The sequence below is a fragment of the Methylobacterium sp. 37f genome (assembly GCF_023093475.1).
Taxonomy (GTDB): Bacteria; Pseudomonadota; Alphaproteobacteria; order Rhizobiales; family Beijerinckiaceae; genus Methylobacterium.
On the sequence record NZ_JAGHKN010000002.1, the window covers coordinates 21,843 to 45,627 of the forward strand.

The 23,785-nt window shown below is 67.6% G+C and carries 19 protein-coding genes and 1 pseudogene; 3 read left to right on the forward strand and 17 right to left on the reverse strand.

The window, feature by feature from the left end; translation table 11 throughout:
- Window positions 1-444: 444 nt before the first annotated feature.
- From J7U37_RS01555 to J7U37_RS01565, 3 genes are all read right to left on the reverse strand, one after another.
- Window positions 445-768, reverse strand: coding sequence for a hypothetical protein (locus J7U37_RS01555; RefSeq protein WP_247634612.1), 324 nt, complete (start codon window positions 766-768; stop codon window positions 445-447).
- Entirely contained in the window at window positions 765-2,702 is a 1,938-nt protein-coding gene (locus J7U37_RS01560) for an AAA family ATPase (protein WP_247634613.1), read from the reverse strand. Before J7U37_RS01560 ends, J7U37_RS01555 begins: the two co-directional genes overlap by 4 nt.
- Before the next feature lie 204 nt (window positions 2,703-2,906).
- Window positions 2,907-3,731, reverse strand: a complete 825-nt coding sequence (locus tag J7U37_RS01565; RefSeq protein WP_247634614.1) for a metallophosphoesterase — start codon at window positions 3,729-3,731, stop codon at window positions 2,907-2,909.
- A 376-nt stretch (window positions 3,732-4,107) separates the two neighbouring features.
- Between J7U37_RS01565 and J7U37_RS01570 the strand changes: the two genes are divergently transcribed.
- Window positions 4,108-4,848, forward strand: coding sequence for a DNA-binding protein (locus tag J7U37_RS01570; RefSeq protein WP_243911141.1), 741 nt, complete (start codon window positions 4,108-4,110; stop codon window positions 4,846-4,848).
- A gap of 72 nt (window positions 4,849-4,920) precedes the next feature.
- On the opposite strand, the gene J7U37_RS01575 is transcribed toward J7U37_RS01570, so the two are convergent.
- The 3 genes from J7U37_RS01575 to J7U37_RS01585 all read right to left on the reverse strand — a co-directional run bounded on the left by J7U37_RS01575 (window position 4,921) and on the right by J7U37_RS01585 (window position 9,471).
- A complete protein-coding gene (locus J7U37_RS01575; RefSeq protein WP_247634615.1) occupies window positions 4,921-6,366 on the reverse strand; it encodes an AAA family ATPase in 1,446 nt (481 codons plus the stop codon).
- A gap of 78 nt (window positions 6,367-6,444) precedes the next feature.
- Window positions 6,445-7,530 (reverse strand): hypothetical protein, encoded by a 1,086-nt coding sequence (locus J7U37_RS01580; protein WP_247634616.1) that lies wholly within the window; start codon window positions 7,528-7,530, stop codon window positions 6,445-6,447.
- A 105-nt stretch (window positions 7,531-7,635) separates the two neighbouring features.
- Window positions 7,636-9,471, reverse strand: coding sequence for a recombinase family protein (locus tag J7U37_RS01585; RefSeq protein ID WP_243911143.1), 1,836 nt, complete (start codon window positions 9,469-9,471; stop codon window positions 7,636-7,638).
- A 62-nt stretch (window positions 9,472-9,533) separates the two neighbouring features.
- Between J7U37_RS01585 and J7U37_RS01590 the strand changes: the two are divergent.
- Window positions 9,534-10,961: pseudogene (locus J7U37_RS01590) on the forward strand (ComEC/Rec2 family competence protein); the annotation flags it as partial.
- On the opposite strand, the gene lexA reads toward J7U37_RS01590, so the two are convergent.
- Window positions 10,955-11,707 carry a transcriptional repressor LexA gene (gene lexA / locus J7U37_RS01595; RefSeq protein WP_056186006.1) on the reverse strand — a complete coding sequence of 251 codons (753 nt, stop codon included), beginning with the start codon at window positions 11,705-11,707 and terminating at the stop codon, window positions 10,955-10,957. The pseudogene J7U37_RS01590 and the gene lexA overlap by 7 nt on opposite strands.
- A gap of 562 nt (window positions 11,708-12,269) precedes the next feature.
- Between lexA and J7U37_RS01600 the strand changes: the two genes are divergently transcribed.
- Window positions 12,270-13,559 (forward strand): calcium-binding protein, encoded by a 1,290-nt coding sequence (locus J7U37_RS01600; RefSeq protein WP_056186003.1) that lies wholly within the window; start codon window positions 12,270-12,272, stop codon window positions 13,557-13,559.
- A 110-nt stretch (window positions 13,560-13,669) separates the two neighbouring features.
- Here the strand turns inward: J7U37_RS01600 and J7U37_RS01605 are convergent, their stop codons facing one another.
- From J7U37_RS01605 to J7U37_RS01650, 10 genes are all read right to left on the reverse strand, one after another.
- A complete protein-coding gene (locus J7U37_RS01605; RefSeq protein WP_056186000.1) occupies window positions 13,670-14,347 on the reverse strand; it encodes a metallophosphoesterase family protein in 678 nt (225 codons plus the stop codon).
- Window positions 14,348-14,556: 209 nt separating this feature from the next.
- Entirely contained in the window at window positions 14,557-15,519 is a 963-nt protein-coding gene (locus J7U37_RS01610; protein WP_056479702.1) for a type II secretion system F family protein, read from the reverse strand.
- Window positions 15,520-15,616: 97 nt separating this feature from the next.
- Window positions 15,617-16,585 carry a type II secretion system F family protein gene (locus tag J7U37_RS01615; protein WP_056479705.1) on the reverse strand — a complete coding sequence of 323 codons (969 nt, stop codon included), beginning with the start codon at window positions 16,583-16,585 and terminating at the stop codon, window positions 15,617-15,619.
- The gene (locus J7U37_RS01620) at window positions 16,582-18,036 is read right to left on the reverse strand and encodes a CpaF family protein (protein WP_056479708.1); all 1,455 of its coding nucleotides are present in this window, start codon (window positions 18,034-18,036) and stop codon (window positions 16,582-16,584) included. Before J7U37_RS01620 ends, J7U37_RS01615 begins: the two co-directional genes overlap by 4 nt.
- Before the next feature lie 60 nt (window positions 18,037-18,096).
- Window positions 18,097-19,341, reverse strand: coding sequence for an AAA family ATPase (locus J7U37_RS01625; protein WP_247634617.1), 1,245 nt, complete (start codon window positions 19,339-19,341; stop codon window positions 18,097-18,099).
- Window positions 19,342-19,452: 111 nt separating this feature from the next.
- Window positions 19,453-20,187, reverse strand: coding sequence for a CpaD family pilus assembly protein (locus tag J7U37_RS01630; RefSeq protein ID WP_056185985.1), 735 nt, complete (start codon window positions 20,185-20,187; stop codon window positions 19,453-19,455).
- A gap of 104 nt (window positions 20,188-20,291) precedes the next feature.
- Entirely contained in the window at window positions 20,292-21,782 is a 1,491-nt protein-coding gene (locus J7U37_RS01635) for a type II and III secretion system protein family protein (protein ID WP_056186589.1), read from the reverse strand.
- A gap of 34 nt (window positions 21,783-21,816) precedes the next feature.
- Complete coding sequence (gene cpaB / locus J7U37_RS01640; protein WP_247634618.1) at window positions 21,817-22,614, reverse strand: Flp pilus assembly protein CpaB; 798 nt, start codon at window positions 22,612-22,614, stop codon at window positions 21,817-21,819.
- A gap of 122 nt (window positions 22,615-22,736) precedes the next feature.
- Window positions 22,737-23,243 carry a prepilin peptidase gene (locus tag J7U37_RS01645; RefSeq protein WP_247634731.1) on the reverse strand — a complete coding sequence of 169 codons (507 nt, stop codon included), beginning with the start codon at window positions 23,241-23,243 and terminating at the stop codon, window positions 22,737-22,739.
- A gap of 236 nt (window positions 23,244-23,479) precedes the next feature.
- Window positions 23,480-23,650 (reverse strand): Flp family type IVb pilin, encoded by a 171-nt coding sequence (locus J7U37_RS01650; protein ID WP_082503638.1) that lies wholly within the window; start codon window positions 23,648-23,650, stop codon window positions 23,480-23,482.
- Window positions 23,651-23,785 lie beyond the last annotated feature (135 nt).

Below are 23,785 nucleotides of genomic sequence, written 5' to 3' on the forward strand. Positions count from 1 at the left end.
TGCGTGGGCTTCGTCCCCATCGCCTCCTCCTCGTATCGATGCCTGGGCTCATTGCCAAACGTAGCTTCAGGTTGCGTCGGCGATCGCCCCGCGGCTCATTCCCGACCCGCCGATCGATGGGGCTCGGGACCGGCTGATGGGAAGGTCCGCCGACATGCTTTTCGCTCTGTGGACGCAAGGAATGAGTACGATCTCCTTGAAGGATCGGGACACCGTTTCAAGGATCGGCGCGCCCATCCTTTCCTGCCACCGCCTCTTTCCTTTAGGTCGCGCTCTTGCGTCGGGTGTGCACGGGTCGATGCCATGGCATCGTTTCGACGACTTCCCAGCTAGGTCAAACCGACAACCAAGGGTTGAGAGCCGATTGGCCATTAACCATTCCGGTCCGATTCGCGGTCCGCGACCGCGCGCAGGCTGCGACAGCCTGCCGCATATTTTAGGGACTCAATACGATGATCGGCGCCGTTTGAGGCCTTCCGGATCGGTCGTTTCCGACGCAGTCCGACCCGAATCGACCGTCCGACAGGTGGAATCGACCCTTTCGCGAACGGCCGCGGACGGCCTGACGCGGCCGGTGAACGGGATGACAGTACCGTGGTGGCGCAGGGCCAGAGGCTGCGCGAGGCGCTCGGCCTCGTCGATCACGGCGTCGCCCAGGGCCACAAGGGCCCGGCGCATCGCCCTGCGATAGGCCTCGTTACCGAGCTCGTCGCGCAGCACGACCGCCCTGTTCACGAATTCCGTCAGGTGGTGAAGTTCGTCGTTCATGGCTTGGCTCCCTCGATGGCGGCTTGGTCGGCATGGGCCCTGGCGACGATGGCGCGGAAGGCGGCGCCGCCGATGGTGCGGGCCTCCATCACCGCGTCGGCGACCGCGGTGATCGTCGACCAGTGGGTCCTGACCAGATCCCGCGCGTGGGCGTAGAGGCGCTGAAGGTCGGCCTCCACGGCGCGCGAGAGCGATGCGTCGACCGAGAGCAGGGTGTAGACGTTCTCGGGATCGGCGCGGTACGAGAGCCGTCCGGCCATGCCGAGCGAGACATGCAGCGCGGCGACCTCCCGCGTCGCGCGGGCGAGGTCGGACCGGGCGCTGCCGCCGGCGCCCGAACTCACCACCCCCGCCTGTTCCTCGGCGGCCCGGCCGGCCAGCAGGGCCGTCACGATCGCCTCGTGACGGGCACGGGTCATCAGCATGCCCCTCGGTTCGTCGATCCGCGTATGGCCCCCGCTCATGCCTTGCCGGACGCACGAGATCGTCGTGACGATCCCGACGCCACAATGATGCGCGATGACCGCGTGGGCGGCCTCATGAAGCGCACATGCGAGCACGGCCTCGACCGGCCGGTCGTCGGTCGGGATCGCCTCGGCCATCAGGTCGACGAGCCGGAGCTCGCGCCCGGCCTCGCGCGCCCGGGCGCGCGCGGTCGTCACGAGGCCCATCGCCACGGCGCCGGTCTCGCCCTCGATCACCGCGGCGACGCCCGAGAGGTCGGCGCCGGGAAGGTCGTCGCCAAGGTGCTGGCGGAGGATCCGCGCCATCACGCCCGCGTCCGGCCGCTCGATGCGGAGGATCCTGTTGAACCGTCCCGGGCGGACCAGGGCAGGATCGAGGTGCTCCGCGAAGTTCGTCGCAGCGATGACGACAAGCTTATTCGCAGGTCCGGAAATAGCGGAGTCGATGGACATGAGGATATGATTGATCAGAGGGGTCCAAAAATCTCTATTCCTATCTGACACTGACTTTCTTGAAGGTAGAGCGTCAATTTCATCTAGGAAAAGTATCGCAGGAGACTGTGAAGCCGCGAGCGCGATGACCCTATCGCACTCCTTTATCATTGAATCCAGGTATCCGGAACCGCTTGCGAACCAAGAACTCACGCTGGAAGCGATGAGTGGAAGTCCCGTCGAACGCGCAAGCGATCGAACATAGGTCGTCTTACCAAGACCGGGGTCCGAGGCGAGTACGACCGTGCGATCTATGCTTTCAAAGGGCAGGGTGCCCTGGCGCCATGCCGCGAGGTCGGCGACGAGGCGCATGCCCCAGCGGTGGGCTTCCCCGTAGCCGACCGTTTCTTCCAGCATCGGGGCCTTGGAGACGGCGGCGTCGACGCCGGCCTGCGAGCCGATCGCCTGGATCCGCCGAACGCATTGGCGCGGCGTCGAACCCGTGCGGATGGCGGCGCAGAGGGTGTCGAAATCCGTTCCGGCGGCCAGGCCGGCCGGCAGGTTGCGCGGACGGCGGCCGGTCGCCTGCCTGATGACCTCGGTGAGGACGGCGTTCGACGGTGTCCCGACGGTGATGCGCAGGTCGGCGGCGGCCATGAGGGCGGCCGGCAGGTAGCGCGACGGGTCCTGGGAGACGCCGCAGATGCGGCCCCCGCGCGCCAGCTTCTCGCTGACGAGGACATTGTCGTGTGAGGGCTTGTCCCTGACCCGGTCGGATCCGGTCCTGACGCAGTGGAAATGGAAGTCGGCCAGCCGCGATGCCGCGTCCCGGAGGGGTGCCACGTAGCCCTCGGACGGGGCCTCGATGACGAGGGCGAGCGATCGCGAACCGGCCACGCGGCGGCGGCCGAGCGCGCCGAGCGTCTCGCACAGCAGGAGCCATGCGAGGGTGTCGCGGGGCGATTGGAGTGGGTCGGGCTCCTCCTCCGGCTCGCGCAGGAAGGCGTCGTCGGGGAATTCGAGGGGATCGAAGGGCATGGCGTCCTCGCACGGGCGGGGACGCCGGTTGCCTCGTGGGGCCGGCTATCCTCGCGGAATGGATCGGTGGTTTCGTGGGATGTTTGGTTGGCCAATGTGTTTCACGGTAGCCTCAAGGTTGGGTGCTATGATCAAATAATGCTTGATATTGCTGTATAGCATCAATGTGTGATCAGATCAAGACTATATAATTGGCGATTATACTTAGGTGATTGACGTGGTTGGGTCGAAAGGGTCGGGTTCCTTGGGAACCTCGATGACGAGATCCGGCACGAAGCCCGTATCCTCCTCGACGTGCCCGCGCGGATTGCAGACCACGCGCGTTTCGTGGAGCACGTAATCCGAGTGCCGATGGACATGGCCATGCACCCACAGGGCAGGCCGCCGGTCGGCGATGACCTCCTCCAGGTTCGAGGCGTAGCACCAGTCGAGATGCCCCGGCGGACCGAGGCTCATCGGGCTCGGCGCATGATGGGTCACGACGACGGTCCGCTCGGGCGGGAGGGGGACAGCGGCCGCCAGGAATGGCCGGCTCGCCCTGTGCAGCCTGAGGACGTCCTCGGGCTCGATCCGGTGCCGGCTGCTCGGCCCGGTGCGGATCCTACGAAAGTCGTTCATGCCGTCGCGGCCGCCGGCCGACCGCATCCCGTGGAGCAGGCTGAAGGCGCCATGCCGGAAGTCCGTCCAGAGGGTGCACCCGACGAAATGCACGTCCCCGATCGTGACGGCGTCGTCCATCAGCAGGTGGATCCCGAGGCGATCGGCGGCGGCCCGGCCGAGGCGGACCTGGTCGGACAGGGTGTAGCGATCCTCGCCGCGGTCCCACCAGAAGTCATGGTTCCCCGGCACGTAGACGACCGGCACCCCGAGGAAACGTTCGCCGATCCATTCGAGCGAGCGCACGAGCGGAACGTGGACGTCACCGGCTATGACGACCGCGTCGAACCCACCGGCCGCCACGCTCGCGGCAGGGTCCCATGCGTTCGCCGGGATCTCTTGGTGTAGGTCGCTGAAGACGAAGAGGCGCATTTTCATGCCTCCGATGACCACAGGGCTTGTGGGCCGTGGTGATGACGAGGACCGGGCACTCGCCTCGGTCGGCCCATGGGGCCTGGTTACGCGCGCCGACGGGCGCAGGCCGTTATGCGGCCTGCGGGGCTTTCATCCGGGTACGGGCGAGCATGTTCGTCATGGGAGCCCAGGTGGGCGTGGACGGGCCCGCGGTCAAGCCGGCGGCCCGGATCATGGTTGACGAATGGTTAACGGGAATCCCTGATCGTCCCGTGGACGGAGACTCCGTGAGGATCGAGAACGCGGAACGTTCCCAATTCCCGTTCCTGCTTTTTTCAGCGTCGTTTAACCATGGATCGGTCAAACTATCCCTCGGTTCGGAGAGGGTTTCGCGATGACGCCGCAGGAGTGGGTCTACAAGGTCTGCGACCGGATCCACGCCAAGGGCGACGAGACGGTCACGAACGAGGCGGTCATCCGCGCGATGCGGGGCAAGCAGCGCAACCCCGGCCTCGCCCGCGGGACCGTCTGCCTCCACGTGCGGAACTGGAAGGTGGAGCGGGAATACAAGCCGCGGCTCGACGTCTGCGTCTTGCCGGAGCCGATGCAGGCGGGCCTGACGACGTTCGCCGGCGCGGTGTGGGCGGCCGCGATGGTCGAGGCTACGGCCCGTCTCGACGACGATCGCAGGCGGGTGGAAGAGGAGCGGATCGCCACCGACGGGCTCCTCATGGAAATGGGCGCCCAGTTGGAGAAGCGCCGGGCGACCGGCAAGCTCCAGGATTTAGAGGTTGTCCGGCTACGGGAGGAGAATGCCAAGCTCGGGGCGGAGGTCGTACGCTTGCGCAAACGGCTCGATCACATTCGGGCCGAGGAATACTGGGACCGCGTCATGCGGGAGATCTTCGCGCTCATCCCGCCGCGGGGGACCGCGACGGCGGAGGAGATACTCCCGAAATTGCGGCAATCGACGCGTCGCGGCGCGCGACTTCACCGCGAGCCATTGGACCTGGATACGCTGCGCAAGAAGATGGACGTACGTGTCCATCACGGAAAGTTCTTCGTCAGGACCAAGGACGGTGCGTACCAGCGCGAGCCCCGGCACCTTGCCGCGATGGCCCACGGGGAGACGTAGGCGTCGAAGGGCGACATCCCGGTCCGGCTCGAACCGAAGGCCGCGGGTGATGTCCCGGGCAGGACCGAAAGATCAGGCGACGGCCTTCTGCTGTTCCCGCACACGTTCGACCCAATCGCCGAGGTCCTGCACGGCCTTCATGACATCGTCCGGTATCGGCGGCGCGGCGTTGCGGCCAGGTGAGGGATCGTGGGATTCGGTCTGGTCGCAGCACCGCTTGAAGCCCGCCGCGAAGGCCTGCACGTCGGCGGCGGTCAGGGTCGTGACCTTCAGGAGATCCTTCGTGGCGATGTAGTCGCGATGGCGATGGATGACCCCACAGAAGGCGACCTCTTCGAGCGCCCGCTCCCAGGTGCTGCGCAACTTGCTGTAGATGCGCGAGACCGCGATCCCGTATTCCTCGTCCTCCTGGGCATCGTACAGGATCCTGGCGGCCCTGGCCTCCTTCCCCAGAATGTCGAGGCGCTCCCTGACCTTGGCGCCGACCCATGGCAGCCCCGTGCTTACGATGCCCGCCCCGGCGGAGGTGTGCGAGAGCGAGACCAGGCTGATGGGCACGTGTCCCTCCCCGGCGAGAACGTGGAGGTCGTTGAGGAAGACGAGGTCGTGCGTGAAGACGATGATCTGACGGATCCCGCCCTCCTCGACGAGGCGTTCGGCGACCTTGCGGCGCCACCGATGGTCGAGCGAGGACACGGGATCGTCGAAGACCAGCGTCGAGCCATGCGCGGCCGTCGCGAGCTCCGTGAGGAAGGCCGCCAGCGCCACGCAGGTCTGCTCGCCCTCGCTGAGGATCTCCCCGACCTTGGCCTTTTCGTTGGCGAACAGGCGTACCTGATAGTGCGGGGACCCGAGCCTGCCCCCGGAACGCACGATGTCGACCCTGACCCGCCGGGCGGCAAGCTTCTGGATCTCCTCCTGGAAACGGTCGCGGACCTTCGGCGTGATGACCTTGTCGGCGATGGTGTTGCCGAGGGCGGTGATCGCGTTGGTCACCGTCTCGGCGAGGCAGGCCTTGATGACCGCCAGCGCGGATAGACGCTCCACCTCGATCCGCGCCTTCGGCAGAAGCGTCGCCAGCAGGTCGCGATCCCGGAGTTCGTCGCGCTCGGCGGCCAGGCGGGCACGGCCCGCCGGATCCGACGCTGCCAGCAGTTCGGCGGCGTAGGCCTCGGTATCGGCCGCGACGCGCATCAACGCGGGGACGATGCCGTCGGACGCCTCGCGCAGCGGAATGGTGCGCCCGTCGCGGATCGCCTTCAGGCATGCCCACCGTCGCAGCCGAGCCGTCGCCAGGCCGCGGCGCAGGACGGCGGCGACTTCCGGATGGATGACGCCTAGCCGTCGGCCGAGCGCGAAGGCCGACATACGGATCGACACGCCGGCGAGGTTGCCGACGGCGTCCCGGTACGCCGTCTCGGTCAGACGGGCCTGGCGCTCGCTGTCGGCCTTCACGAAGTCCTCGAACGTCGCCTTCCGGTCGCCTGCCTCCGCCGAGACGGGTTGGTGGCAGAGCACGCACAGTGCGTCCGCGTCCGTACGGGGGAAGCCGTGACCGACGTAGGCGACGTGCTCGGAGTAGTGGCGTGCCGCATCCTACAGGGCTCGCCAGGTCGCCTCGCCGACCCCGCGGAGGGCGGTTCCGCCGAAGGCACGCTCGGCGGCCAGCGTGGCGGCGGCGCGTTGAGCCCGCGCTTCCCCGGCAAGCGTGGCCAGGCGCCCGAGGGTGGCGTCGTCCGTGGCGGACATGACCTTGCCGACGTCCTCGGCAAGCCGCCTCAAGGATTTCGCCAGTTCCCTTTGCTCCGCCGATGCGCGGACGGGTTCACGGGCGAGGTCGGCGTCGAGGCGGCGGAGCCGCGAACGCTCGTCGTCGGACAGGACGGCGAGGTGCTCCAACGGCCCCAGGTCCGTGTCCGGTGCCAGCGCGCCGAGCAGGCGGCCGGTGCCCGTGGCCGCCCCGAAGGCCGGCTTGGCAAAGGCCTCGTCCCGGCTTCGTTCGAGCGTCGCCTGTTCTGCGCTCAATGCGGTCCTCAACGATTGGCACGCCCCGGCGAGCTCGTCCGGGATGTCGAGCCCGAACGGCCTGAACGCGACCTCGTTCGTCTCGCGCACATGGACCGCGCCGCACTCGCGATCGAAGACGCTGATCGAGGCGAGGGCAGGGTGGGGCGATACGGCATCGGTCCAGCACAAGGCAGGTACGGGCGATCCGCCGACCGTGCATCCGATCGTGGCGGATCCGGCGGCGGCGGCGGTCTCGAAGGCGTTCGGGAGGATACGGCCGGGGAAGCGCGAACGGCATGCGCGCTTGAGGATGCGGGCGTACCCGGACTTGCCCACCCCGTTGTCGCCGTAGACCACGGTGATCCCGTCGACCTGGAAGGGGAGCTCCTGTCCGGGCGCGAGCTTGTTGACGCCGACGACGTCGCTGATCGCGGTCAGCGCCACCGTCTCGCCGGCGGCCGCGGCCCCGGGGACATGCTCCGCGGACAACGGAACCGCGACGATGGCGAGGCCGGGAGAGCCGCAGCCCTTCTTGCAGAGCAGCACCAGCTCGCCAAGGTCATCGGCGTCGAGCGTCCCGTGAGCAACGATCCTACGCAGAGCATCCCGTTGCCAGTGCGGCCGGGTGAGCGACCACTGCAGGATAATCCCGAAGACCGAACCGGTCGTAGCCATCGATAGCCGTTCCCCGCACCCGCCGGAAGCTTAGCAGGCGCTCGCATGCGGGGCTAATGGCCATCGGTGCGTTCCCTCCGATCCGGCGGGCCGATCATCCTCGGTCTAGCCGGCGCCGGTGCGTTTCGCCCTCTCCACGTCCTGCCAGTACATCGGCGGGTGCGCGGCCTCGGCCTCGGCGAGCCATGCGCCGCGCCGGCGGAGCTCGGCCCTGGTCGCACGGTAGCCCATCCCGAACATCGACCCGGCCCACGGGATCCAGCCCTTGTACTCCTCGTTCCACCAGTAGCCGTCGCGGAACAGGTGCCGACCGCCGTCGATGGTGTCGATCTCGATGCGCCCGTCGGGGTGGCAGCGCATCGCGATGAAGGTGTCACGGATGATCTGGCGCATCCGTGTCCGGCCCATGAAGCTCTCCTCATCGGCGGCCTTGATCTCCGGCTCGGTCGTCGCGGCGGCCCTGTTTCGGGTGAGCCTGATGAGCTCGCCGACGGCCTCGACGCGCTCGTCCAAGGCGTTCGTCGCCTTGAGGGCGGTCAGCGTCGCCGAGATATCGACGATCTCCCGGTCGAGCCTCGCTTGCTCGGCCGCGATCTCACGCAAGGGTTCGTCGGCGTATTCCATGAACTCTCGGAATTTCCGGACGATCGCCGAGCCGCGCTCCTTGAGCTCCGCCCGCATGGCGACCTTGGTGCGGAGGAGATCGTCCAGGCGTGCAGCCTCGCCCTTCGAGCCGCCGGAAAGGTCGAGGGTGACGAGCCAGCTCAGGATGGCGTTCTGGTTATCGTCGTAGGGGATCCGATAGGTGTTCGTGCAGTTGCCCGAGCGTTCCCCAGAGCAGCGCAGCACCGGCGTCGACCGGGGCCCGCGATCCCGGTAGTTCATCAGCCTGCCGCAGGTCGCGCACGTCGCGACCATGCCGAACAGGTTGGAGATCACGGTGCCCTGCCGGCCGCCGGCGTTGGGTGCCTTGCCCATGCGGCGCTTGTCCGCCACCGCCCGGGCCCGGGCCCAGAGCTCCTCGTCGATGACCCGGGGGTAGTAGTCGAGGACGGGCTCCCCGACCGGCACGCGCCGGGAGACCCGGACGCCGTTCACCTCCTCGAAGGCGAGCTTGTGCGGCTGGAACTCGCCGATGAGCGCCCTGTTGTCGGTCACCTTCTGGACCGTGCCGCCGTGCCACTGATGGCCCGTCCCCCAGCAGTGGGTGTCCTTGTCGGGATCCTTGTTCAGGAACTCGGCGATGCGGTCGCGGCCGTGGCCGTCGGCGAGCCAGCCCATGATACGCTTGACCACGGCGACCCGCTTCGGATTCTCCACGAACTTGTCGTCGACGAGGGTGAGCCACCCGGGGACCCGCCTGGTCAGCTTGCGGGTGCCGATCGACCTGCGCTTCTCCTCCCAGGTCTTTTGGAGCCGGATCGACTTCATCCTCGATTCCTCATGCCCCCGCATCAGGGTCATGACCGAGAACATGAAGTTGGCCTGGCTCGCCTGGTCGTCCGGCTCGTTGCGGTAGACCATTCGGTCGGTGAGCGAGACAACGATGATCCCCGCGTTCACGAGAGCCAGCAGCATCATCTGCGCCGTCGTGACCTGCGTCCGCGTGAAGCGGTCGAGGCTCTCCATCAGCAGGTAGGACCCCTTGGGGACGAGGCCGTCGTCCACCGCCTTCTGGAAGGCCGCGAGCTTACCGGGGCCGCCCCGGGCGGCGTTCGCGCCGGTGTAGCCCGAGACCCCGATGTCGTGCAGCTTCAGGGTGTCGTCGAGCGTGAGGTGGGGGTTCTCCCTGAGGTAGTCCTCACGCATCTCGACCTGCCGCCGAAAGCCGTCCCGGTACCGCGTGCGGTCGTCGTGGTTGGCCTGCCGTTTCGAGCTCAGGCGGATGTAGGAATAGGCCCGCGCCGGAGGCGGCGGCTTCTTGGCGGTCTCATGTCCCATGGCGACGTCCAGGCTTTCTGTTCGAACCTGCGTACGCCAAAAGCCGGCCTAGTCAAACCTACGTTGTGTCGATCTCCGGACTCCACATGGTGCTGGCCGCCGGCGTGGTGTTCTGGCTGGTGCGGGCCGGGCTGGCGATCGTGCCGTTCACCGCCCTGCACTGGCCCATCAAGAAGATCGCCGCCGGCATCGCCATGGTGGGGGTCACCGCCTATTGCGTGTTCTCCGGGTGGGACATCGCGGCCGAACGCTCGCTGATCATGACCCTGGTGATGCTCGGCGCGATTCTGGTCGATCGGCCGGCCCTCAGCATGCGCAACCTCGCGCTCGCCGCGCTGATCGCCCTGGCGCGGGAACCGGACGGGCTCCTCGGCCCCAGCTTCCAGATGTCCTTCGGCGCCGTTGCCGGGCTCATCGCCTGCGCACCGCTGATCGCCGGACAGGGCGGCCGGCGCGAGGGCGCCGGTCCCATCACCCGCGCCGTCGCGTTCCTGATCGCGGCGATCGTCGGAACGCTGGCCACGACCCTCGTGGCGCAAATCGCCACCGCGCCCTTCGCGACCTATCATTTCCAGACGGTGCAGCCCTTCGGCCTCGTCGGCAATGCGCTCACCCTCCCGCTGGTCTCCCTGGCGGTGATGCCCGCGGCGGTGCTCGGCATCCTCGCCTATCCGTTCGCCCTGGATCAGCCGGTGTGGTGGGCGATGGGTCTGGCGGTGCGCGGAATGCTGTCGATCTCGACCTGGATCGCGGGCTTCGGACACGCCGTCGTGGTGGTGCCGGCCTTCGGGGCGGGGGCGTTGGGGCTGCTGGTGGCCGGCCTCCTCCTGCTCACCCTTCCGGCCTCGTCCCTGCGTTGGCTCGGGTTGATCCCGGCGGCGATCGGCATCGTCTTCGCGGCGTCGCCCGATCGCTTCGACATCTACGTCGATCGGGAAGGCACCGGGGCGGCGATCCGGGATCGCAGCGGACACCTCGCCACTCTGGGGCGTCCGCCGGCCTTCGTGCTCGAACAATGGCTGAAAGCGGATGGCGATGCCCGGAAGGCCGGCGCCGTCCCGGCCTTTCCGGACGCCCGGTGCGATGGCCTCGGCTGTACCCTGACCCTGCCGGATGGGCGCAGGGTCGGCCTCGTCACCGACAAGCGCGCTTTCCCGGAGGATTGCGCCCGGGCCGACATCCTGATCAGCCGCCAATCGGCCCCGCCGGGCTGCGCCGCGGCGTTCGTCCTCGACCGGACCTTCCTGGCGGCACACGGCGCGGCGGCCTTGCGCCTCACGCGCGAGGGCGCCCGCATCGTTACGACGCGGCGCCCGGGAGAGGCCGTTCCCTGGCGACCCGTGGCACCTGCCAACACGGACGCACCGGCGCGTGCCGCACCGGACATCGTGCCGGCAGCGCCGATCGGGCGAGCAAAGGACGCACCGGGTTCGCCCGGCGAAGGGCCGGGCGAAGGAATTGGCGAAGGGACCGGAGAAGAGCCTCAGTAACGGCGCACGAGACTGACGAGGCGCCCCTGAATCTGCACCCGATCCGGGCCGAGCACGCGGGTCTCGTAAGCCGGATTGGCGGCCTCGAGAGCGATGGACGATCCCCGTCGGCGCAGGCGCTTGAGGGTCGCTTCCTCGTCATCGATCAGGGCCACGATGATGTCCCCGGTGTTCGCCGTGTCCTGCTTGCGGATCACCACGAGATCGCCGTCGAGAATGCCGGCCTCGATCATCGAATCGCCGCGCACCTCCAGGGCATAGTGCTCGCCACCCGCGAGAAAGTCCGGCGACATCGTCACCGAATGGCTCTGCTCCTGGATGGCCGAGATCGGCGTACCGGCCGCGATCCGCCCCATCACCGGGATCGTCACGGCCCGGCCGCTCTCGTCGGTCGCCTGGGTGGTCGGTAGGCGTGAGATGGAGGCGCCGGCCGGCACGCCCTTGCCCTTGCCGCCCTCGACCACGCTCGGGGTGAAGCGACGGACTTCCGCCGCAGGCGCGGTCCGCGCCGAGGCGGATTGACCGCCGAGGCTCTCGGGCATCCGGATCACCTCGATGGCGCGGGCCCGGTTCGGCAGACGCCGCAGAAAGCCCCGCTCCTCCAAGGCCGTGATCAGGCGGTGGATGCCCGATTTCGACTTCAGATCGAGGGCGTCCTTCATTTCGTCGAAGGACGGGGGAACGCCGCTCTCGCGCATCCGAAGCTGGATGAACTGGAGCAAATCCAGTTGCTTACGCGTCAACATGCGGAACACTCTTCGTTGGAGACATTGGCTGCGGCGGACGACCACAGAAACAAACCACGAACACGTTAAACGTTCCGCAAGTGTTCTGCAAGAGTTCCTCAAAGAAGGCGACATTCGTGCGCGGTGGCGCGCGCCCGATCCCAATTCAGGGCCGGTAGGGTTGGTCTGGTCACCGGTCACCAGAGCACCCGGACGCAACTCTGGCAATATCCGGATCGGGCGGAAAGGCCGCCAGAGCGCAGACCTTGCCCCGCGATCGACGGCGCTCAGGTTTCGTGCGCGTCGGGCAGGCATGAACCGGGAAGGCGCAAACCGGGAAGGCGCGAACCGGGAAGGCGCGCGTTTCTCGACTCTGTCGCACCCGGATCGGCCGTTCGCCGCATTCCGCAAAGGCACGGCGCGATGCGATGGACGGTTCGCGTTACGAAGCATCATACACTGCAAGCCTTGCCTCTCATCTCTCCTTAACCAAGATAAAACCCCGTCGTTGTGTCCTTTACTGCCTATAGATAGAGATTACCCTTATAGAAAAACGCCAGAACAACGACAAGGCCAAGCAAACATGTCGAAAATCATTGCGTATTGGGACAGTGAAAGTTCCCGCAATGCCGCTGGCGGCCAAGCAGACCTCATCCTGGCGACGGCGCAAGGCGCGGCGGATGGCTGGGCGAAACACATCCAGGGCGACGCCGTGATCGAGATCGCCATCGCGATGGGCAATTTCGCCGGCGGAAATGTCCTGGCCAATGCCGGTCCCAGCTATGCCTGGGACGGCCAGGGATGGACCTTCGCCCCGATCCTCGAAGCGCGCGAGGGTTGGGATGGCAATGGAGGCGAGGCGGACGGCAAGGTCACCCTGGGCCAGGACAAGCTCGGCGATCTCTTCTTCGATCCGCAGGGACAAGCCGGTGTCCCGTCCAACAAGATCGACGCGTTCGGGCTGTTCCAGCACGAGATCGCCCATGCCATCGGGTTCATCGATTTCCAGCCGGCCTGGTATGAAAACGGATCGATGGTGTATTACGACGAGAATACAACCACGGTCCTGGGTGGCCCTGCCAAGCTCGACGATGCGCGGGCGCATGTCTCGGGCGTCGAAGATCTGATGGACCCCTATTCGCCCTGGGGGTGGCGCCCGCAGATCTCGGATCTCGACCTCGCTCTCCTTCAGGACAAGGGCCTTCCGATCGCAACGGATCGCAAGGACCAGATCTGGCTCGGCAGCAAATCCGACACCTTCTCGGCCTTCGGTGGCGACGATTACGTCGAGGGCGGACGGGGCGACGATCACATCGACGGTGGGGCCGGCAAGGATTGGCTCTATGGCGGCGTCGGCAACGACACCCTTCTCGGGGGTGCGGGCGCCGACGGGCTCGATGGCGGCGAGGGCGATGACCTTCTCGAGGGCGGCACCGGCGCCGATCGGCTCTATGCCGGCCTCGGCGACGACAACCTGCGTGGCGACGCGGGGGATGACGTTCTGGAAGGTGGCGACGGCACCGATATCCTGAACGGTGGCGCCGGCGCCGATCTCATCATGGGTGGTCGCGGCGGCGACCGGGTTGCCGGCGGAGCCGGGGATGACACCTTCGTCATCACCTTCGGCGATCTGGAGACGAAGGGCATTCGCGACCTGATCGTCGATTTCCAGGGCGCGGGGCAATCGGGCGGCGATGTGATCCAGTTCAGCGGGTTCGCCGTCGCCTCGACCCTGGACCTCATCGGAACGTCCGGCAACGCGCGCGTCTACGAGGTTCACGACGCCGCGGGCGGGTCCCAGGGGCAGCTTCAGGTCAGCGCGGGTGGAGCCCTGGGCCCGTTGCTGACGCTGAACGACTTCCTGTTCGCCTGATCCGATGTCGCGGCGGCCTGCATCGGGCCGCCTCGAACGAGCCTCGCTCTTCGTTCCTGGCCTCGTCGCGGCCTTCAGGCCGGGGTAAGCGGGGCGCGGACGCAGTCACCTCAGGCCGATCCGTCGCGATCGACGTGGAGAAACCCGATCGGGCCGGCCTGCCCTTGGTCGAAGATGCCGGCCGTGAGCTGCCGGCCATAGACGCAGGCGGTGTCGAGATTGGTCCGGTAGCGCTTCTGATCGGGAATTCCGGTCCGCTGCGGCGTATGCCCATGGACCACGTGCTTGCCGAAGTCGAAACCGGCGCCGAGAAAGGGCTGGCGAATCCAGAGGTGGTTGGCGACATCGGGATCCGGTCCGGTGCGCCCCGGACGGAAGCCGGCGTGAACGTAGTAGCGCAGGGCATCCTCGTGGAAGGTGGGGAGCGACGCCATCCAGCGCACCACCTCCGACGGAAGCGCGTCCGGCTCCGTGACGCCGAACGAGCGGAGCGTGGCATCGCCGCCATTGGCGAGCCAGACCGCCGCGTCCGCCGCATCGCGATACGCATCGATCATCATCCGCTCGTGGTTTCCCATGAGGCAGACGACGGCGTTCGGTGCCGAGGCCTGCAGGTGGCTCAGCATCGCGACGACCCGTGCGCTGTCGGGGCCGCGATCGACGTAGTCGCCGAGGCAGACGATGCGGGCGCTGCGGTCGCCCCGATGGGCGTTGATCCGTTCGAGCAGCCGCATCAGGGCATCGGCGCATCCGTGAATGTCGCCGATTGCGTAAGTCAGGTCGTTCATGGGGGTGTCGGGGCGCGGGGCGTGCGGAGTGGCTGGACTGAGCATCGCACCCGCATGGCAGGAATTCGGCGCCACGAAAATCCTCGACGCGCCCGGGCTGCCGCCGCACCGCTCCCCCGGTCGGGGCTCCTCAGGGGTTTGACCCGCCACCGTGAGCGGGGAATGCCGGGTCAGGGCCGCGCACGGGTCGGATCGGGCTCCGGCGTGGGTCAGCGAAAGACCTGGATCATGGCGGGCGTTAGGATGACGACGAAGAGCACGGGCAAGAAGAACAGGATCATCGGCACGGTCAGCTTCGGCGGCAGGGCCGCCGCCTTCTTCTCGGCCTCGTTCATGCGCATGTCCCGGCTTTCCTGCGACAGCACGCGCAGGGCCTGGCCGACCGGGGTGCCGTAGCGCTCGGCCTGGATCAGCGCCGTCGTGACCGCCTTGATCTGGTCGAGGCCGATGCGGCTGGCGAGGTTCTCGAAGGCCATGCGCCGGTCCGGAAGGTAGGACAGCTCGGCGGTCAGCACCGCGAGTTCCTCGGCCAGAACGATGGACTGCCCGGAGACCTCGGCGCTGACGCGGCGAAAGGCGTGCTCCACCGACATGCCGGATTCGACGCAGATCAACGTGAGGTCGAGCGCATCCGGCCAGGCCGAGCGAATTTCCGTCTGGCGCTTGCTCGACGCGTTGAGAAGGTAGAGTTCCGGCGCCTTGATCCCGAAGAGAAGGACCGCGATCACGATCATCGCCCGGATCGCGAAGGGCTGGTCCAGAACCCCGAGCACGAACAGGTAGAAGATCGCCACCACCGCCAGAACGACCGGCGTCACGAGGCGGAAGAACAGGAAGGCGGTTTCGGCGCCCGGCGAACGGTAGCCCGCCATCATCAGCTGCTTGCGGGCCGTCTCGGTCCCGAGCCAGCGATCGAGGCTGAACCGCTCCACCACCCGCTTCATGTAGGCTTTGGGCGCGACCCGCAGGGTGACCTTCGAGGACATCCGCTCGCGTTCGCGGCGGCGAATCTCCTCCCGCTCCTCGCCGATCAGCTTCATGCGCTTGCCCAGGCGGTCGGGCTCGAACATCGGCTGGAGCAGCGCGAAGGCGGTCGCCGCGGCGGCGACGCCGGCCAGGACCGTGCCGAGGAAGCGCGGCTCGGTGACCTTGGCGGCGATCAGGTCCAGCATGCGGTGTCTCCGTACGATGCCGCCGGGCGCGGATGGGGGTGAGCGGGGAGCCCGCGCGTAGAGCGCGGACGGCGGAGAGAGCGGGTCGGCGGCCTCATCAGACGTCGAAGTTGATCATCTTCTTCATCGTGAAGACCCCGATCGACATCCAGATCGCGGAGCCCACCAGCGCGAGCTTGCCGATATCGGTCCGCCACAGCAGCGAGATGTAGTCCGGGCTCGACAGGTAGGTCAGGGTGGCCACGATGAAGGGCAGGGCCGCGATGATGCCGCCGGAGGCCTTGGCCTCCATGCTCATCGCCTGGATCTTGCCGGCCATCTTCTTCCGCTCGCGCAGGACGCGGGACAGGTTGGCCAGGGCCTCCGAGAGGTTGCCGCCGGACTTGGCCTGGATGCTGATCACGATCGCGAAGAAGTTCACGTCGGAGACCGGCACGCGCTCGTACATCTTCAGGAGGGCGTCCCCGAGCGAGACCCCGAGGGTCTGGGATTCCACCACCTGCCGGAACTCGCTGCGGATCGGTTCCTCGGCCTCGCGCGAGATGATCCGGAAGCAGTCGCCCACCGGGATGCCGGCGCGCACGCCGCGGGTGATGATGTCGATCGCGGTCGGAAGTTCCTTGATGAAGGCGGCGATCCGGCGCTTGCGCAGAAAGGTCAGAAGCCAGAGCGGCAGACCGAAGCCACCGGCGAACACGGCGCCGAGACCGGCCAGGGGGTTGCCGGTCATGATGAAGATGGTCGCGCCGAAGACGAGCGCGATCCCGGCCGAGATCAGGTAATACTGGTTGCGGGACCAGGACAGGCCCGCGCGGGCGATCTTCAGCTCCAGGGTCACCTTGGTGCCCTCGCGCTTGGCCTCGACCTCCTTCAGGCTCTTCGCGACCTGATCCCGCCGGCTGACCGTTGCCGCACGTGCGCCCGGGGCCGCGACGACGCTCACGGTCCGGCGCCGCTCGGCGGAGCGCCGCTCGCCCGAGAGGTAGGGGGACACGAAGACATAGGCCAGTCCGCCGGCCGTCAGGGCCAGGAGACCGGAGGCGAGGGCGAGGCCGCTGGCGTTCACGATCCGCTCCCGCCCTCTCCGGCCGCGTCCAGCGCGGCCGCCAGCGCCTCGTCCTCACCGTAATAGCGCGCGCGCTCCCAGAAGCGCGGGCGGCCGATGCCGGTGGAGCGATGGCGGCCGATCAGCTTGCCGTTCGCGTCCTCGCCCAGCACGTCGTACAGGAAGAGGTCCTGGGTGATGATGACGTCACCCTCCAGGCCCAACACCTCGGTGATGTGGGTGATCCGGCGTGAGCCGTCCCGCAGGCGGGTCGCCTGCACGATCACGTCGATGGACCCGCAGATCATCTCGCGCAGAGTTCGCGACGGCAGGCTGAACCCGCCCATGGTGATCATCGATTCGATGCGCGCCAGGGCCTCGCGCGGCGAGTTGGCGTGCAGGGTGCCCATCGAGCCGTCATGGCCGGTATTCATGGCCTGGAGGAGGTCGAAGGCCTCCGGTCCGCGGACCTCGCCGACGATGATCCGCTCGGGGCGCATGCGCAGGCAGTTCTTGACCAGATCGCGCATGGTGACCTGACCCGACCCCTCCATGTTGGGCGGCCGGGTTTCCAGGCGGACGACGTGGGCCTGCTGCAATTGCAGCTCCGCCGCGTCCTCACAGGTGATGATGCGCTCATCGGCGTCGATGTAGCGGGTCAGGCAGTTCAGCAGCGTGGTCTTGCCCGAGCCGGTACCGCCCGAGATCACGACGTTGCAGCGGACGCGCCCGATGATCTGCAGGATGCGGGCGCCCTCGGGCGAGATCGCCCCGAAGGAGACGAGCTGATCGAGAGTGAGCTTGTCCTTCTTGAACTTTCGGATCGTCAGCACCGGCCCGTCGATGGCGAGCGGCGGCGCGATGATGTTGACGCGCGACCCGTCGGGGAGGCGCGCGTCGCAGATCGGGGAGGCTTCGTCGACGCGGCGGCCGACCTGACTCACGATCCGCTGACAGATGTTCATCAGCTGCTGGTTGTCGCGAAAGCGCACGTTGGTGAGCTGGATCTTGCCGCCGACTTCGATGAAGGCCCGGGTCGCCCCGTTGACCATGATGTCGGCGATGTCGTCGCGCGCCAGCAACGGCTCGAGCGGTCCATAGCCCAGCACGTCGTTGCAGATATCGTCGAGCAGTTCTTCCTGCTCGGCGATCGACAGGACGATGTTCTTGAGGCCGATGATCTCCGAGACGATGTCGCGGATTTCCTCGCGCGCCGATTCGGCATCCAGGCGCGAGAGCTGAGACAGATCGATGGCCTCGATCAGCGCCCCGAAGATCATGCTCTTCGTGCGGAAATAGTCCTCCGACTTCGCGGTCTCCTGGATCTGCACCGGCTCGGGCCGGCGGGGCGCCTCGGCTTTCGGGCGCAGAATCGAATCATCGTGGATCGGCAGGGAGACCGGCGCCTTCGCAAGGTCCGTCATCGGCCGCGGGGCCGGCACCGCGGCGCTGCCCGATCGTCTACCGAACATGGCGCGGGCTCCTGGGTATCGGGTCCTTGGGGATCGGGTCCTTGGACGACAGATGGCGCATCAGGAGGCCTTGCGCCGGGCGAGCCGGGACAGCAGGGGCTCGAACAGGTTCGGACGCGCGCGCTTCAGCTCCGCCCGGCCGGTGATCGAGGCGGCGAGGGAAGAGAAGATTTCCGCCGCCTTCGAGCCGGCCTGCACCTCGCCGATCATCTGGCCGTTATTCGCGGCCGTTCCGAAGAGGGCCGCGTCGAACGGGATCGCGGCGCCGATCGTCGTATCGAGGGACTTGGCGAACTCCGCCAGGGCGATCTCCGGGCGCTTCGGAACGCCGACGCCGTTGAGGATGACCCGGGGCTTGCGGTCGTTCGGCCGGTTCTGCTGAAGCAGGGTGAGCAGGTTCTTGGTGTTGCGCAGGGCCGCGAGTTCCGGGCTGGCGACGATGATGATCTCGTCGGCGCTGATCATCAGGCGCCGCGACCAGGCGGTCCATTGATGCGGCACGTCGAGGACGACGCACGGCACCGCGGCCCGCAGAAGGTCGAGCAGGTGGTCGAACGCCGGCTCGCCCAGATCGGTGGTCCGGTCGAGGGTGGCCGGCGCTGCCAGCAGGGACAGCCGGTCGCTGCACTTCGAGAGGAGGCGGTCGAGAAGAATCGAATCGAGACGGTCCGGGGCGAACACCGCCTCGGCGATGCCCTGGGGCGGGTCCTGGTTGAAGTTAAGGCTCGCCGTGCCGAAGGCGATGTCCAGATCGGCGATGACGGTGGCGGTGTCCTGCTCGCGGGCGATCGTCCAGGCGAGGTTGTGGGCGAGGGTGGACACGCCGACGCCGCCCTTGGCGCCGACGACGGCGACCGTCCGCCCAACCGGCTTGGCACCCGGCGCGGTGAAGAGGTCCGAGATAGCCTGGATCAGGTCGATCGGGCGCACGGGCGCCATCAGGTATTCGCTGACGCCGCGCTGGATGAACTGCCGATAGAGCGCCACGTCGTTGACGTGGCCGATGACCACGACCTTCGTTCCCTCGTCACAGACCTCCGCCAATGAATCGAGGTACTCGAGCGGGCGCGATTTCATGCCCTGGGTTTCGATGACGATGACGTTCGGCGTCGGCGCGTGGCGGTAGGCTTCGACGGCGGCGGCGCCGCCCCCCATCTGAACCTTGATGTGCGCCTTGTTCATGCGTCGGTCCAAGCCGACCGATTCGACCAGGGTCGCACTCTCCTGCGTCTCGCAGAACGCCTGGATCGTGATGCGGGGCACGGGGGCGATGATGCGCTCGGACGTCTCGTTCAGATCCGTCATGAGGGTGGTTCCGGTTCAGGTTGCTGCAGAGGCGGGAGCCAAGGCGGATGACGTGATGAGCGACGTGGCGGGTGACTTGGAGGGCGGCGCCGGGCCACCCGCCCCTTGCGGTTATTGCGAGACCTGCGACTTGACCGAGGTCTTCCCATCCTGACGCCATTCGATTGACGGATCCTTGCCGTCCCGGATCTTGCCGATGTCGTTGGTCCGCCGGATGGTGTCGATGCGCCCCTCGGGCCGGGCCCGGACGAGGTCGACGGGGTCTGCCACCTGGGCGGCGAAGTTCGACTGCGAGGCGCACCCGAAATTCCAGTAGGTTTCGTTGCGTCCGTTGAAGGGCGCATCGCCGACGCCGAGATCCTGCGGCCAGGTCCCGCATTGGCTGGCAACCTTCGCCTCCATGCGCTGGAAGCTGAGACGCAGGGGCGAGGCGAGGTTCGGGTTGGCCACGGCGTAGTGGGAGATCACGATCTGCCGGCCCGGGACGCCGCCATCCGCGCCCATCCGGCGCAGGGCCGCGGCCGTCCGCTCGACCGCCGCCCCCTGGGCCGGGGCGATGCCGCCCGGCAGGTCGAGCACCAGAGTCCCCCGGCCGTAGCGCCGAAACTCGAGCAGGAACGCATCGACGTCGGCGGCCTGGCGCGGATCGAGATGGCCGGTCCCGGTGACGAAGACGTCGAGGGTGCGGACCCCCTCGGTGAGGGCGATGGGGTGCCGGGCGCGGTAATCGACCGGATAGAGCGAGCCCGTGGTCGCCACCGGATTGGCGCGGCAGGCTCCGAGCAGCGCGGCAAGACCCGCGATCGCCGCGAGAGCCATCGGGGTACGGGGGGACGAGTGGGACATCGGGGTCGGGTCCTGCTGATGCCGGGGCCGCGGCGCTGTGGGTTTCGGACGCGGAGATTCTGAGAAGATCTCGAAGCGGGACTCTGAGCCCGTGCGGCGCGGGCCTAGTCGGTGATGAAGCCGACGCGGCCGCGATAGGCGGTGCCGAGCGGCTTCGCGCCCGCGACGCCGTAGAGCCGGTTGAAGCGCCCGAGCAGGATCGCCTGCGCGTCCTGCGCATCGACGAAGCCGTCATCCGGGCGGGCGATCTGGCGCGGCTCCATCGGCTTGGCGATGTAGGGGGTGACCATGATCATCAGTTCCGTCTCCTGGCGCTGGTAATCGCGCGAGCGGAACAGGGCGCCGATGATGGGGAGGTTGACCAAGCCCGGCAGGCCGGTGATCGCGGCCTTGTTGCGCTGCTGGATCAGGCCGGCGGTCATCATGGTGGCGCCGGAGGCGAGCTCGATGGTGGTTTCCGACTTGCGGACGGTGAAGCCCGGCACCGCCGTCGTCGTACCGGTGAAGTTGAGGTTCAGGGCGTTCTGCTGGTCGATCTCGGTCACCTGGGTTCCGACCCGCACCGAGATCTTGTTCTCCGCCAGGACGACGGGGGTGAAGTTCAGGCTGACGCCGTAGTCCTTGTAGGACAGGCTGGGGACGCAGGACTGGATCGTGCTGGTCCCGATGGTGGTGCAGCTCAGGTTGGACGGCACCGGGATCTGCCCGCCGGCGGTGAAGGTGGCGGATTCGCCGGAAATCGCCGTCAGCGTGGGCTCGGCCAGGACGCGGGAGACGCCGGCCTGCTCGAAGGCCCGCAGGGTGGCGGTCAGGTTCGCGCCGCCGGCGCCGTTGATCGTGCCGGACAGCAGGTTGCCGTTGGGGAACTGGCCGCCATTGATGGCGAGGGGCGTCGTGTTGGCGAGGTTGAGACCGGACCATCCGCCGCTCAGGTTGACGCCGAACTGCTTCAGCACCGTCCGCGAGACCTCGACCACCGTGACGCGCAGCATCACCTGATCCTTGCCGCGGATCGTCAGGTTGTTGATGACGGCCCCGCGGGCGGCCGGTCCGGTGCCCGAGATGCCCACGAAGGCATTGGCGATGTCGAGGGCCTGCGCCGCCTCCGAGGCCGAGTTGACCGTGCCGGTCAGGACGACCGAATCGCCCGCGGCCCGGACATCGAAGCGTCCTCCGGCGATGCTCTGGTTCAGCGTCTGACGCAGGACGTTGAGGTCGCGCGCGACCGTGACGTCGAGGGCGGTGATCTGCCGGCCCTCGGCATCCATGATGAAGATCGAGGTCGCGCCGTTCTCCATCCCGATGATGAACACCTTGCGGGTCGAGCGGACGACCGCGTTGGCGACCTTCGGATTGGCGACGAAGACCTCCTTGGCGTCGCGCGGGAGGTCGACGACCAGCGAGCGGCCCATGGTAAGATCGACCCGGCGCGAGGTCGCCGTCTCGTTGCCGCCGACCGCCAGAACGGGGGCGGCCGTCAGACCGCCCGATGGTTGAGCGACGCTCGGCGTCGGCACCGACAGGGCGAGAAGCCCGGCCAGGATTCCAGCCTGAATTCGGGAACGGCCCGCGGCTGGCTGGGGAATGAGGGTCATCGACGCTTCCTCGATCATCGTGCGGGCGCCGATCTCAGCGTCGCGACTGCTGCTTCGCGACGCCGAACCGCACCACGGTCAGGGCCGTCTCGGGGCGTCCATCGACGTTCGCGTCGGCGGAACGGCCGCTATCCACGAGGCTGCGGAGGGACAGCGACAATTGCCCGACCTTCTGCGCCAGGGTCACGGTCTCGGCCTGGCCCGGGGTCAGCGCCAGGGTCGCGGTCTGGCCGGTGACGACGGTGTTGCCGTTCTTTTCCTGCACCACCTGCCCGATGGCGAGGACGCGGACATCCTGGAGCAGGGTTTCGGATAACTGCGTGTCGGTGGTCCCGCGCGCGGAATCCTCGTCGCGATAGGTCCGGATGATGTCCACGTGATCGTTCGGCAGGATGAACCCGCCGGCGGTGTTGCTGCCCGCTGTGTCGATGTTGATCGCCACCGCGCGCATCCCGGTCGGCAGGATCGCCGCCATGAACCCGCCATCGGAGCGGGCGAGCTTCTGCGGCCGGATCGGTTCGCCGGCGAGGAAACTCGACCGGGCGATGGAGCCGACGATCTCCTCCATGCCCTTCGGGGCGTTCTCGCGGGTGATGTAGCCCGCGGTGACGGCCTCGCTCGGCCAGGGCTGCCAGCGCAGGTCGGGCGCCTGGATGTTCTGGCCCATGGGAAGCTCGGCGGCCGCGACGAGCACGTCGGTCATGGCGACGACGGGCGGCGGAACGACGGCCGCCGGCTGCACCGCCGGTTGATCGTCCCCACTGATCAACAATGCCGCTCCGCCACCTGCCAGGAGGGCAATGGCAAGGACGGCTAGTCTGGCTGGTTTCATCGCCGAACTCGACCCCGGAACGGCAGGACGCCGTATTGGTCGAGAATGGCCCGCCATTCCTCAAATTACGGTTAACAAGTGGTAATTTCAGCTAAGCCTTTTGCTTGGCCTATTGGGACCGATCAGGCCGGCAGCATCCGCAGCCAGATCGCGGTATCGGGCAGCACGATCAAGGCCGACAGCGCCAGGGCGATGCCGTAGGGGACACCGGTTTTGGCGTCGTGCAGATGCAGCGCGAAAGGCAGCCGGGCGACCGCAAACGGAAGCGGATGCGCCCGGATCGCCAGCAGGCCCAGCGTCAGGGCCCCCCCGGCCAGCGACGCGATGATGAGATAGTCGCCAAGCTGGTCGAAGCCGATCCACAGCGCCGTGGCGGCGACGAGCTTGGCATCGCCACCGCCGATATAGCCCAGGGCAAACAGCGTGAAGGTGACCGCGAGCGCTGCTAATCCGGCGCCGAGGTGCCACGCGACGACGTCCCACCCCAATCCACCGGAAATGGCGAAGGCCGCGAAAGCGACGACCAGGGCGATCGAGACGGTGTTGGGGATCAGCATCGTCAGCAGGTCCCTGACAGCGGCATAGGCCATCAGAAACGGGAAGACGACGAGGAGACCGATGCTGTTCATCATGTTGGCATCCCGGGCAGTTCGATCGAGGCGCGGCACGGATCGCCGGAGGCCTCCGGCATCGACCGGCCCGGCACGATCATGGCCCCGAAACCCTTAGCCGTTCCTCAACGGAGCGAGGAGCATTGCGGGTTGTCCGCAATGCTCCTCGAAACCACCGGCGTGCAGGATATCAGGTATCTCTGAAGAGTTCGGCGACTTATCGCTGCCGGACACGTCCGGCCTGTGCTCGGCGATTAAGAGGTCTTCAGGTTGTCCGCGACCTTCTGCAGGGTCGTGGTCAGCTTGGTACCGACGGAGGTCAGCACGGTGATGATCGCTACGGCGATCAGCGACGCGATCAGGCCGTACTCGATGGCGGTGGCGCCGGACTCGTCGGCCGCGAAACGCTTGAGGATGGACGACATGGCAAAGTTCCCCTGGAAGTAGCTGTGCCGGTCACGCTCTCAGCGTCATCCTCGGCCACGGACCCACTATGCCCAGGCCCTCTTGCGATAGCGTTAAATCGGCCGGTGAAACCGGCACCCGGCTGGCCGGTTCGC